The sequence below is a fragment of the Tropheryma whipplei str. Twist genome (genome assembly GCF_000007485.1).
In the GTDB taxonomy this organism is placed as follows: domain Bacteria; phylum Actinomycetota; class Actinomycetes; order Actinomycetales; family Microbacteriaceae; genus Tropheryma; species Tropheryma whipplei.
Genome location: NC_004572.3, coordinates 228,398 through 241,291, shown reverse-complemented (window position 1 = coordinate 241,291; position 12,894 = coordinate 228,398). Strand labels below are relative to the sequence as shown.

Genomic DNA, 12,894 nt, shown 5'->3' with positions numbered 1-12,894 from the left:
GTCACGGTATTATCCATACAGTGTCAGCATCTGTGTTAGGTTATGGGATGCGTATGGCAAGGGTGTGGGTTGCCGTGCAGTAGTTACAGGTAACACACCGGGGGTTACAGGTTGTGTGGGTTGGGTTACCTGTAACTCGCCATGCGTTACAGGTTACTCTGTTACTACATGCCATGTCTGTTGGGTAGATGATGATGACTTGTCATAGGCAGTAATGGTTAGGGTGACAGTGCTCTGTCATATGCCATGTGACATGCCCCGTGCCTGGTTTGGGTTTGTGTCACCTCCCGTATATCTCCATGTGTTACAGGTTGGGTGTTACAGGTTGCGCTGTGTGTTATGGGTTGTGTGTTACTGGGCGGGTGTTACTGGTTGAGGGGGTTTCACCGTGTCTATGTGAGAGATTGGGTGGTTGAGCGTTTATTGCGGCGGAGTTGTATATGTGAGCTTGTTTTGTTTGGTGCATAACCTTTTCCACCCTTAGTGAGTGCATCTGTATAAGATTTTGCCACCTACCTCTGTGTCCCTGATCTGTGTCCCTGATCTGTGTCCCTGATACTTGGGCTGTAAATGTAGTATTGCCATTTACAGTCGAAGTCACAGGATTAACACTTGGCACTGTGTAATCCGTACAGTGTCAGCATCTGTGTTAGGTGAGTGGGGTAGCTGAATAATGGGTGTCGTGTAGCCGTGTGTTTAGTTGGGTGTGATGATTGTGCAGTATGTGTTATGGGTTGCGCGGGTGTGGGTTACCGGTTACACAACATTGCATGTTATGCGCGGGTGAGTAACATGTTGTGCACCAGTGGGTTACATGTAACACAAGTATGTGTTACCAGTAACTCTGTTACGGGTTACAGGTAACCCGAGGGTAAGGGCTTCCTCTTTGTATCCATGGTATAAATAACAGTCATTGGTACAGATGTTGGGTTTGATGAATAACCTGGTCCACCCTGTGTTAGTGCACTTGTGAGGTATATGTATTTCTCTCTGCCATTTACAATCAAGGTCACAGCAGTAACACTTGGCACAGTGTAATTCACAGCACAGTGCTCTGCCACCTGGCAAAGGCGAAGCCACATCCTTGATAGTTGGCACACCATTGCCAGAGCCTGTGTAGTTATACAGGGTAATCAAGTTATAGGTTATCGGTACGCCTAAGGCGCATAATACGACTAGAAGTAGCAGAGAATGTGTTATATGGCTTGTATGTCAGGGTAGCTGTATGACGTGCAGTTGCTATGGATATCGTGTAGTTATGTGACGTGCTATACCATTACCTCCCTCGATATATTTTTGTAGTGTAATAGTTACAGGTCTTGCAGATGAATGTCACAGGTGACACATCTGGCGCTACTGGTTACACTTTTACCAGTTACACCGTCTGGCAAAAGATTTGGTGATGATCTCTGCCAGCACCTTCCTTGATATATAGTTTGTAATAAATCGATCCCGGGTGCACCATAAACTGGTGAAATTCTTATTGAATTCACTCACCAGCTTCTAAGATCTCTTGGGGTGTTTACTAAGACATGTTTCTTATGTGGTATTTTGTCCGTTGGGTAAAGCATGAGCAGTGAATCCACAGATACCGATGGCGTGAAAAGCGACCTTGCGATTGTCATTCTTGCGGCGGGCCGGGGGACGCGGATGCGCTCCTCTACCCCAAAGGTCTTGCACAATATCGCTGGGCTGCCCATGGTAGCCCATGTTTTGAGGGGTGCACAATTATTAAAACCCTGTAAAACAATTGTGGTTTTCAGAGATGTACGGGTTGAACAATATATTCGCAATACATTCCCGGATGTACTAACAGTGGCACAGTCTGATGCACTGTATGGAACGGGGTTCGGTGTCTTCTCTGCCATACCTTGGATTCGTTCAGAATCTTACGGTAACACTTATCCTAACACTCGGCACGAAAGTCATGCAGAGTATGAATTAGATGCCTGTGATTTAGATACCTGTAATCCTGCCTCCGACCGGTTGAATGACCAAGAATCCCTTAAAGGAGGTCGACATATCCACACAAAATCGGGTGACGTGACGAATAATAAACCATTTCCCTCAAGGGTTTTAATCCTTTACGCAGATGTCCCGCTCGTACCATTTCAGTTGCTCGAAGAGCTTGTAAGAAAACCACTCAAACAAGCTGTTGGTGCAATAGTGACCACCCATTTGGACAATCCAAAGGGCTATGGAAGGGTAATGCGAGATAACCTTGGTTCTATTGCCAAAATAATCGAAGATTCAAATATACTCCCTGAACAGTCAATAAACGAAGTGAATACCGGAGTGGGTATTTTTGATACAGAGTACCTGCAAGATGCGCTTAATAAGTTGTTAAAGTGCCATATAGCACACAGTCCTAATCAGGACTGTGTGACTAATCAGGACTGTGTGACTAATCAGGACTGTGTGACTAATCAGGACTGTGTGACTAATCAGGACTGTGTGCCCGCGGCACATACAGAAGCGCATGTATTATCACCCAAGGTTATAGTCACCGAGCAAATACACAAAAAAGCAGAATCAGAACACCAACACGCCGGACAATGGATGTGCCGTCAAGATACCGTTGGTGCACAGAACACTAAAGAGGAAATGCGTCTAACAGATATAGTTGAATATTTTTACAACAATGGGTTGAGGGTGAATTCCATTACCACGAGCGATTCCGAGTTATTGCTTGGGGTAAATAACAGGGTGCAGCTTGCAAAAACTGAGAAGATTCTGAACGATCAAATTATTAAAAGGTGGCAGCTCTACGGTGTTACGATAAAAAGCCCGGAAACAACATGGATCGATTCAACAGTGCAACTATCAGAAGATGTACTTATTCTTCCCGGGTGCATTCTATCAGGAAGAACACGAATTGAAGAAGGTGCTGTAATAGGGCCATTTGCTACGATTTCTGATTCTTTTATTGGGAAAAATACAATCGTCAAAAGAGCCGAGATAATTGACGCACGAATTGAAGAAGGTGCTGTAATAGGGCCATTTGCTTTTATCCGCCCAGGTACTGTTATAGGGAAAGATTCTAAAGTCGGAACATTCGTTGAGATAAAACAGAGCAATATAGGCCCCGAGAGCAAAGTGCCACACCTAAGCTATATCGGTGACGCGAATATCGGCTCACATGTCAATATAGGTGCCGGTAACATTTTTGCAAATTATGATGGAAAATTGAAGCATGAAACATGTATAGATGACGGTGTAAAAACCGGTGCTGGTAACGTGTTCGTTGCGCCAGTCAAGGTTGGTAGGGGTGCGTATACTGGCGCGGGTAGTGTTATTAGAGATGATATCGAAGAAGGTGCGCTATCCCTTACAGAGCTAAAGCAAAAAACTATTCCAAAATGGGCCGAGAATAGAGGAGACGGTTGACTGACTTGCTAAGTTGCGCACCGCATGCCCGGGGTGCAAATAATCGACCCGGTTTCTCGGACCGTGATGTGCAAAATGACGGGCCAATGCGCAACCTAGTGCTCATTGCAGGTCGCTCTCATCCGGACTTAGCCCGGGCAACCGCAGAAAGTCTCGGAGTTGGACTTTTGCAAACGGATATCAGAACTTTTGCAAACGGTGAGATATACACACGATTCAATTCAAGTGTTCGTGGTAAAGATGTGTTTGTTCTCCAGACCGGATGTGATCCCGTTAATGACGGACTTGTTGAGCTTCTGCTCTTGATTGACTCATGTAAGCGTGCTTCTGCAAAGCACATTTCTGCTGTAACCCCATGCTATCCCTACTCACGTCAAGACAGAAAGGGATATGGTCGTGAGCCGATTTCTGCCAGATTGGTTGCTGACTTGATTGCATGCGCAGGGGCCGACAGGATAATTACGGTTGACTTGCATGCTTCCCAGATACAGGGATTTTTCAATGGACCAGTTGATCACTTAACAGGCGTTCCTGCTCTTATAAAACATGTAAAATCACTTAGGATTGATAACCTGACAATTGTCTCACCTGATATTGGTCGGGTGAAGGTTGCGGATGTTTGGTCAGATAAACTAAATGCTCCGCTCGCAATTATTCATAAACGACGTGACCCGCGTGTTCACAATAATGTCACGATGCACGAAATTGTTGGTGATGTGCGCAGCAGAGTGTGTTTGGTGGTTGATGACCTGATTGATACCGGAGACACACTGGCAAAAGCAGCTATCGCATTAAAAAAAGCCGGAGCCGTAAAAGTAATAGCAGCTGCAACCCATGGGATTTTTAGCACCCCAGAGCGTCTTGTTTCTTGTGGTGAAATTGACCATGTTATTGTGACTGACTCTGTTCCCGCAAGTAAGGTATTTGATCGCGTTAAAACTGTTTCAATCGCCCCACTTTTAGCATGTGCAATCTGTGAGGTTGTAACGGAAGGTTCAATTAGTGAGATGCTTGACTGTGTCTCGAAGCGCATTGATAACTAACCTGGCGCCGGTAAAAGCAGATGTGATAAGGGCACATGTGGGCTGTGTCTGTTAGGTAGTATTAGTGATCTAACTAGTATTGTTGATCGCTTAAATATCGCTGCTCGTTCACAACAGCAAGACAAGGCGCTGGTATCCTGTATGTGTGTCAATTGACCTTGGTTTGCCAAAAGTGCGTGAGGTCTTGTCACCCCGCAGAAAGACAAGGCGCATAAAACTGGGCAAAGTGTTCGTTGGCGGGGACTCGCCAATTCTTGTCCAGTCCATGACAACAACCCAGACAACAAATATAGACGCAACTCTACAGCAAATTGCAGAACTAACGGCTGCGGGTTGTGACATCGTTCGTGTTGCTGTCCCGAGTCGTGATGACGCCCAGGTGCTCCATATAATAGCCAAGAAAAGCCAGATTCCCGTAATAGCCGATATACATTTCCAGCCAAACTATGTTTACGCAGCAATTGATGCCGGTTGCGCGGCAGTGCGTGTAAATCCAGGGAATATACGCAAGTTTGATGACCAGATTGGAAAGATCGCGGAAAAGGCAAAAGCCGCAGGGGTGAGTATAAGAATTGGAGTCAATGCAGGTTCACTTGACCCACGACTTCTGGAGAAATACGGCCGACCAACCGCTCAGGCTCTTGTAGACAGTGCGGTGTGGGAAGCGGGTTTATTTGAGGAATATGATTTCCACGATTTTAAAATCTCCGTGAAACACCATGATCCCGTGACCATGGTAAAAGCCTATCGATTGTTAGCAGAAAGGGGTGATTGGCCCTTGCATCTCGGCGTTACAGAGGCGGGGCCCGCCTTTCAGGGAACAATAAAATCTTCAACCGCTTTTGCTGTACTACTCGCAGAGGGAATAGGAGATACAATCCGTGTGTCACTATCCGCTCCGCCCGTCGAGGAAGTAAAAGTTGGTCTTGAAATACTGCGATCTCTCGGCTTACGTGAGAGACGATTGGAAATCGTATCATGTCCAAGTTGCGGTCGTGCGCAGGTTGATGTCTACCGCCTTGCCGAGGAGGTAACAAAAGGCCTAGAGAAACTGACCGTTCCTCTCAGAGTTGCGGTTATGGGTTGTATTGTAAACGGCCCGGGTGAGGCGCGAGAGGCCGATCTTGGAGTTGCAAGTGGAAATGGAAAGGGTCAGATTTTTGTTCGCGGACAGGTTATAAAAACCGTGCCAGAGTCCGAGATTGTCCCAACCCTGTTAGAAGAGGCGAATCGTCTCGCGGGGGAAATGCCATTCTCAAGTGGCAGCCCAACAATTGCAATTGTATAAACGCAATCGCATAAAGCCAAGGTGAGTCAAGACGCGAGTCAAGCGGATGTTACTTAGCGAACAGCGGCGCAGAAAACGCCCTAAAGCCAACCTTTTACGGCCGCAACGATATAGCCCACCAGAGACAGGGTTGCTACAACCACACTTGCAGCAAAGCCCCATGGACCGCATTTTGCAGCCGAAGCAATACCAGTGGCAGCTGTTTTTACCTTACTCCACAGGCTCGTGAAGAAAGACTTGACTTTACTCCAGAAACCGCTGGAAGAACCAGCACTGGATTCAGAACTGGAAGAACCAGCACTGCAGGAGTCAGTGCTAGCAGCCGCGGCAGCGGGCTTGGCGGCAGCAGGTTTAGTAGCTGCAGGTTTCGCGGCAACGCGGGCAACCGGAGCCGCCCAAACAGACTGTTGGACGGAAGATACAAGAAACAGGGTTAATAAGAGAATAAGGGGCGCGGTTAGGATATTTTTCCTCACAGCACACCCCCGCTAACAGAAAGAGCAGGTGCAGGAAGAAGACCTAAGGCAGGGTACGCAAGGCTGGTTGAGGATACCCCCCCCCCCGGTACTTTTTCTCTAAATTCCTTTTTCAAGAATCCTCCTTTCATGAACCCCTCTTTCACTTCAAGAGCTCTCTCCATAAGAATCTTCAATAATTCTTTTTTCTCAATAATTCTTTTTTCTTGAGGAAGCTGTGACAAAGACATGAGCCCCTTCCGACCGCACGCCCCGCATGCACAGCGCCAACCCTTCTGGGTCAATAGATGCACAAATGCTATATGGCAGTATAGCAGAGTGTAGGATCTGCAGGAAATAGTATGTAATACACCCCTACTCCGGGGGACTCGTATGTCATGTCAGATTATTACCCTGTGCAGATTGCGCTAAATTACACACGGCAATAGCGAAATCCTTAATTCAATACTGAGATTCCGTGCAGCCAATCGGCATAACAAGAAGCTGGATATGCTGATACCAAAGCATAGGTACAGGGTTTAATAGATATTTATATACAGAGTTTATGGATACTGGCTTTATAAGCGTCAGGGCTGCACATAACGTGAACTGAAGAACACGATATACTGCACCCATGATTACAAAGGTCTCCGGTTTTCTGTTCAGGACATTTCGTGAAGATCCGGCAACCACAGAAAGCAGGGGTTACGGCTTTCTTCTTCGGGCAGGATACATAAGACAAACAGGGTCTGGAATATTTTCTTGGATGCCACTCGGACTAAAAGTGCGACACAAAATTGAAAATATTATCCGCTATGAAATGGGACAGGTTAATGCGATCGAAGTGTTGTTCCCCGCGCTTTTCTCGGCAGACTTATTCAAACAAAGTGGGCGCTGGAGTGAATATGGCGATGATATATTCAGGCTAAAAGATCGACGGCAGGGTGACTATTTGCTTGCTCCAACTCATGAAGAAGCATTTACCCAGATGATGAAGGAAATTTGCACATCATATAGAGATTTACCAAGAACTGTCTATCAGATCCAAGATAAGTACAGAGATGAGCTAAGACCCAGGGCTGGACTGCTGCGCAGTCGGGAATTCTCAATGAAAGATGCGTACAGTTTCGACCTCGACGAAAAGGGGCTGCGACAGAGCTATGAGGCTCAAAAGAGGGCTTATAAAAAAATTTTTGATCGCCTGAAAATTGATTATGTCATAGTCAAGGCCAATGCCGGGGCGATGGGCGGATCTGTGAGCGAAGAATTCCTTCACCCAACTGAAATGGGCGATGACACTTTTGTTGTTACCGCTGACGGGTCTGCTTTTAACGCAGAGGTTTACGTTACGCCACCCGGTCCGGCAATTGATTATTCCAATGCGCCGGAGGCAGAGGATTGTGAAACCCCCGGGGTTATCAGTATTCCAGATCTTGTGAATCACATGAATTCTTCCGGACGGTTTATTGGGCGGGTGATTGAATCTTCGGATTGCCTAAAATGTCTGTTATTCAGGATAGAATACGCCGAGGTGCAGAATGGCAATCCAAGTAATTTGGTGGTAAAAAAAATACTCGAGAGGGGTTTTGAATATATTGGCTTTTTAGTGCCGGGCGATAGAAATGTGGATCTAAAAAGGGCACAGGTGGCACTCTCACCGCTCACGATTGAACCGGCTGACAATAGAGTTTTCGAATGCAATCCATCCTTTGTAAGGGGAAGCATTGGTCCGGGCCTTAGTGGTGTATTTTATTGTGCAGACCCAAGAGTATCCTTGGGAAGCAGTTGGATAATCGGGGCAAATAGACCAGGTGTGCACCGTATCGGTGCCATTGCTGGAAGAGATTTTTCATTTGATTGCACCCTTGATGTATCCTCGATAAAAACCGGTGATAAAAGCGAGTGGGGTCCCGTTACCGTAAAAAGGGGTATTGAAATCGGTCATTTATTTCAATTGGGACTGAAATATTCAAATGCCCTCGGATTAAAGGTGCTAGACAAAGATGGTTATAACAAAGCCGTTTTTATGGGATCCTACGGTATAGGTGTCAGTAGGCTGTTTGCTCTTATTGCGGAAAAAAATTGCGATGAGCGTGGTTTGAAATGGCCTGCAGTACTTGCCCCATTCGATCTGCATGTAGTTTTACTATCTTCGGCACGTGCTGAGCTGATCGATAGCCTGACAGACTGCGGGCTGGATGTCCTGGTTGATGACAGACGCGTCAGTCCCGGTGTTAAATTCACCGATGCTCAGTTGATTGGTGTGCCAAAAATAATTGTTATCGGTGATAAGACCCGAGGGGAAGATGTGGAAGTGTGGGATAGGGCTAATGACCAGCGGACAGTGCTCCCCCTCAAAGAGATGATACAGGGGGTGATACAGGGGGTGATACAGGGGGTGATACAGGGGGTGATACAGGGGGGTGATACAGGGGGTGATACAGGGGGTGATACAGGGGGGTGTACAGAAAGGTGACACAGCAGGGGTTACGGGTTGTGCCCCACGAGATAAATACCGAGAGGTAAATTCCACAGCAGAATAACAGGAATGACACCCAGGCATGACACCGGCCCTGACGCGTCTACAATCCTGTGTTCGCCCGGATGGTGTAAGTCAGGCGCAGCAAAAGCATAAAGCCCTCTTTAGACCCTCTGAGTATCACCCGTATCACGCAGGCTCTTGCAGCACCGGCCATTTGATTCCACCGGCCCATAAGGTATCTTTATATCTTTTATCCCGAGTGACGATACTTTCAATTACAAGAGGTAATAATAAAATGTCTAATTGAATTTATTATCTGAGCGCTGTGCTCAGAATAACCACTGTGCTCAGAAGAAGAGCGGTTAATACAAGCAGAAAGTTTTGAATTCCTGTAGCAAATAAATGAGAATTGCCCATCCCGTAATAGATTCTGGTGTGCGGTATCACTAAAGCTTACTGGTGATACGGTAACAACATCACCCCCTTGGCGAAAATCACTTTTAAGGGTAATGAGGTCTATCCCCCGAGAAGATGCGAGTATGCGCAATCTAGCTAACTCCAGGAGGTTTATTACCTGACTCGGAAGATTGCCAAATCGATCCAGTATTTCGTCTCCAATATCTTTTATATCCGCATCAGATAATGCCTCAGAAATCTTTTTATAAAGCTCGATTCGCAGGCGTTCACTATCAACATACGCTTTGGGAATACTGGCATCAACCGGTATTTCAAGGCGTAAATTATTTGTCCGACTCTGCTCTCCCTTGAAGTTGGAAATCGCATCAGTCACCATCCTGATATAAAGATCAAACCCAACAGATGCAATATGCCCTGACTGTGCATGCCCCAGAAGACTGCCGGCACCGCGAAGCTCAAGGTCTTTCATTGCAATTTGTGCACCGGCACCGAGGTGGTTATTTCTAGCTATTGCCTCCAGTCGTTTGTATGCAGTATCTTTCAGTGTAGAAGTATAAAAAAGATACGCATATGCCCTCTTAGTTCCTCGTCCAACACGACCCCTGAGCTGATGTAATTGGCTGAGGCCGTAATTTTCTGCAGAATCGATAATTATTGTGTTTGCATTTGCGTTATCAAGACCTGTTTCGATTATCGTTGTGCAAACAAGAATGTCATACTTTCCCTCCCAGAAATCAATAACCGTTTTTTCTAGCATTCGCTCGGCTAATTTTGCATGTGCCGAAACCACTCGGGCTTCTGGAATTAATTGTTCAAGTCGCTGAGCCACCCTTGATATTGTTGCGGTATCGTTATGGATGTAGAAGACCTGTCCGCCACGAATTATCTCTCGCCTAACTGCTGCAATAACCTGTTTGTCTCTGTATGGTCCGACATGGGTCAAGATTGGCATGCGGTTTTCAGGGGGTGTTGATAGAGTCGAGATCTCTTTTATGCCCATCAGACTCATTTCAAGTGTGCGCGGAATTGGCGTGGCGCTCATTGCCAATATGTCAATACCTATTTTTAGTTTTTTTATAGCTTCTTTGTGATTTACACCAAAGCGGTGCTCTTCGTCAATAATCAAAAGACCAAGATCCTTGAACTGTATTTTCTTATTCAAGAGCATATGAGTGCCAATTACAATATCAATTCCACCGGATGAAATCCCGCAAATGGTTTTCTGTATTTCAGATTTTGACTGAAAGCGACTGAGGGAGGCAATTGTTACCGGCCACTTATCAAAACGCTCACAAAAAGTTTGGATGTGTTGGCGCGCAAGGAGAGTTGTTGGCACTAGAACAGCCACCTGTTTGTTGTCCTGCACTGCCTTGAACGCTGCACGCATTGCAATCTCTGTTTTTCCAAAACCAACATCACCGCTTATTATGCGATCCATAGGTTTGGAATTTTCCATATCTGCCTTTACCGCGACAATTGTTTTTTCCTGATCCCGTGTTTCTGTGTATAAAAACTCATTTTCAAAATGTGTTTGAAATGGGGTATCAGGCGAAAATGCGTATCCTTTTGTGATTGAACGGCGAGAATAAAGCTTTACAAGATCAAGCGCAATACTACTGATTGCTTTACGTGCACGGGATTTTGTTAGAGCCCAGTCGCTTCCGCCAATCCTCGATAAAGTTGGCCTATCAGAGCCAATATACTTACTTATCATTGACAGCTGATCGGTTGGAATATAAAGCTTGTCTGCTACGCCAAGCCTGTTTTTTGCATATTCAAGAATAAGGTATTCCTGCTCGGGGGCATCGTGCTTTGGTCGCCGCGAGCACATTCCCTTGAAACGGGCAATTCCATGTATTTCATGCACCACATAGTCATCAATTGCGAGATTTATCGGATCTATTGCACGCCGTGAAATGCGCGGGGCTTTTTGGAGTGTGGTTTTGCCAAATAATTCATGTTCGCCAATCAGTGTGAAGGATTTTGTCGGGACTGAAAAACCCTCTTGTATATACGAATCAATTACAACAACCCTATGCTTTATTAGCCCTGAATCAACTGCGTCAGGATCTGCTTGTTTAAAAAACAAATCAGATATATACGATTTTTGCTGCGCGCCTGTGCGGTCATGCGTGCAGCTCTGTGTAATGCTAGGGGTGCACATTACCTGTGGACTCTCCTGTCTTGTAGAACACTCCCTGCACTCCTCAAACGAGGAATAATCAGTGTTCGCTGACAATATCAGGTAATCAATCCCGTATTCATCGAGCGTGGGATATACCCTGTTATTTGTTGAAGCGAGCACAATTTGCCATCCAGATTTTTGTAGGTTTCGAATATGATCAAATACCGAATATCCAGAAAAATCTGGATTGGCCGTAATAAGTGATTTTTCATCTTCGCTGTTAAAACCGGATAAGTCAGTCCAACCGATGCCTAGATCCGCTGCAAAATGACGAAGTCCTTCTAAGGTGTAGTAATTTATTTTTTCGGCAATACCGTCGAGGGTATTATCACCATCATGATTATTTCGAGCATATTTATTAGTTGCAGAAAAAGCGTCTGGCGTACAAAAAGCCTCGGAAAACTCCCGGTTTGTGTTTATGAGCTGCTCTATCTTAGACGTTAATTGTTCGCATTTTATAACTACGACTGTAGATTTTCCAGGCATAAAATGCAGCAGGGATTTTGGGGTGATGTTATTGATTTGATCTTCTTCAGGAAACTCACTTGTTGGATATACAATAAGTGCTTCTGAAGCTGGGGCCATTACCGCACTGGGTTTATATGTATTGTTAATGGATAAATGTGAGGCGCATCTATGCGGATTAGAGCTTAATGAGACATTACACTTACATACCGAATTATCCTGATATTGTGCAAACATGCCAACGTGAGCATTATTGGATACATAAGGCCCTATTGAGCGTTGATCTGAAACACGGAAGTGACGCATACTCTCGAGCTGCCGACCAAAGAACTCGATTCTGATCGGGTGTTTCTCGGTGGGAGGATAGATGTCGAGGATGCCACCTCTTATTGCAAACTCACCCCTTGCCCCAACAAGATCAGTTCTTGAATACGACATTGCAACAAGAATGTTTGCAATTTCTGACAATTCATACTCGCCCCCAGTATGAAAGTAAAGACAGGGCGGATTTCCGTCCGAAATAATGGGCTGCATGAATGCCTTGATAGATGCAACGACAACAAGCTTTTGGTGTATGGTGGGCAGATTATCTTCCAGAATGCCAATGTCATGCAAGGTTTTGCTTGTCTGGGCGTTTTTAGCACGCTTATTATTTTTACGGAATAAGGAGATCTTGTGTAACGCCTCCATTCTGGCAGAAACACGCTCAGGACTCGGGCTGATTTGCTCGTGTAATAGGGTGTCCCATTCTGGAAAATTCAGAATAATAGACTCGGGCAAGTATGTGCGCAGTGTGTCGGTGAAGCAAGCATCTTCACTCGGGAGAATTACAAGTAGGCTATCAACATCACCAACAAGACTGGCAACCTTACACGCGGAAAACCCGCCCGGGCATGCTGTTGCAGCAAACCCTGTTGGAATAAATGCCTCTATGGCTGCCAGTAAATTCAAGAATCCCTTATCAAGTTGACCGTGCAAAGGTATTTTATGTGGATATGTGTGCGTACTGTTAGTAGGGCAAGTGAGATTATCGGCAGGGGACTTGTATGGCCAGGCGATATTGAATAAGATACCGGGCATTGCTCATCCGCAAATTGGCAGGGGGTTAGGACGGCGCAAGATTGTTGGCAGTGATCAGTAACAATAGTGATCAACAATAGTGGTCACTGCCA

Annotated in this window: 8 protein-coding genes; 4 read left to right on the top strand and 4 right to left on the bottom strand. The window is 45.7% G+C overall.

Annotated elements, in window-relative coordinates:
* Nucleotides 1–854: 854 nt before the first annotated feature.
* A complete protein-coding gene (locus TWT_RS01085) occupies nt 855–1,061 on the bottom strand; it encodes a hypothetical protein (protein WP_038110598.1) in 207 nt (68 codons plus the stop codon).
* Between the two features lie 508 nt (nt 1,062–1,569).
* Between TWT_RS01085 and TWT_RS01080 the strand changes: the two genes are divergently transcribed.
* The 3 genes from TWT_RS01080 (at nt 1,570) to ispG (ending at nt 5,718) form a co-directional block, all read left to right on the top strand.
* The gene (locus TWT_RS01080; protein ID WP_011102412.1) at nt 1,570–3,387 is read left to right on the top strand and encodes a bifunctional UDP-N-acetylglucosamine diphosphorylase/glucosamine-1-phosphate N-acetyltransferase GlmU; all 1,818 of its coding nucleotides are present in this window, start codon (nt 1,570–1,572) and stop codon (nt 3,385–3,387) included.
* A complete protein-coding gene (locus TWT_RS01075) occupies nt 3,384–4,430 on the top strand; it encodes a ribose-phosphate diphosphokinase (protein WP_011096531.1) in 1,047 nt (348 codons plus the stop codon). The genes TWT_RS01080 and TWT_RS01075 overlap by 4 nt, the downstream gene beginning before the upstream one ends.
* Before the next feature lie 145 nt (nt 4,431–4,575).
* Nucleotides 4,576–5,718: a flavodoxin-dependent (E)-4-hydroxy-3-methylbut-2-enyl-diphosphate synthase gene (ispG, locus tag TWT_RS01070; RefSeq protein WP_011096532.1), complete on the top strand. Its 1,143-nt coding sequence runs from the start codon at nt 4,576–4,578 to the stop codon at nt 5,716–5,718.
* Nucleotides 5,719–5,798: 80 nt separating this feature from the next.
* On the opposite strand, the gene TWT_RS01065 is transcribed toward ispG, so the two are convergent.
* Both TWT_RS01065 and TWT_RS01060 read right to left on the bottom strand, forming a co-directional pair.
* Nucleotides 5,799–6,194 carry a hypothetical protein gene (locus tag TWT_RS01065; protein WP_011102411.1) on the bottom strand — a complete coding sequence of 132 codons (396 nt, stop codon included), beginning with the start codon at nt 6,192–6,194 and terminating at the stop codon, nt 5,799–5,801.
* Nucleotides 6,191–6,424 carry a hypothetical protein gene (locus TWT_RS01060; RefSeq protein WP_038103717.1) on the bottom strand — a complete coding sequence of 78 codons (234 nt, stop codon included), beginning with the start codon at nt 6,422–6,424 and terminating at the stop codon, nt 6,191–6,193. The genes TWT_RS01065 and TWT_RS01060 overlap by 4 nt, the downstream gene beginning before the upstream one ends.
* A 383-nt stretch (nt 6,425–6,807) precedes the next feature.
* Here TWT_RS01060 and TWT_RS01055 point away from each other — a divergent pair, with 383 nt between their 5' ends.
* Entirely contained in the window at nt 6,808–8,649 is a 1,842-nt protein-coding gene (locus TWT_RS01055) for a proline--tRNA ligase (RefSeq protein ID WP_011102409.1), read from the top strand.
* Between the two features lie 277 nt (nt 8,650–8,926).
* Here TWT_RS01055 and mfd read toward each other — a convergent pair whose 3' ends face one another.
* Nucleotides 8,927–12,700 carry a transcription-repair coupling factor gene (gene mfd / locus TWT_RS01050; protein ID WP_237696858.1) on the bottom strand — a complete coding sequence of 1,258 codons (3,774 nt, stop codon included), beginning with the start codon at nt 12,698–12,700 and terminating at the stop codon, nt 8,927–8,929.
* Nucleotides 12,701–12,894: the final 194 nt, after the last annotated feature.

Excerpts from the sequence above, each read along its gene's own strand:
- TWT_RS01060 (WP_038103717.1), bottom strand. The coding sequence starts at position 6,424 with ATGTCTTTGTCACAGCTTCCTCAAGAAAAAAGAATTATTGAGAAAAAA.
- TWT_RS01055 (WP_011102409.1), top strand. The coding sequence starts at position 6,808 with ATGATTACAAAGGTCTCCGGTTTTCTGTTCAGGACATTTCGTGAAGAT.
- TWT_RS01080 (WP_011102412.1), top strand. The coding sequence starts at position 1,570 with ATGAGCAGTGAATCCACAGATACCGATGGCGTGAAAAGCGACCTTGCG.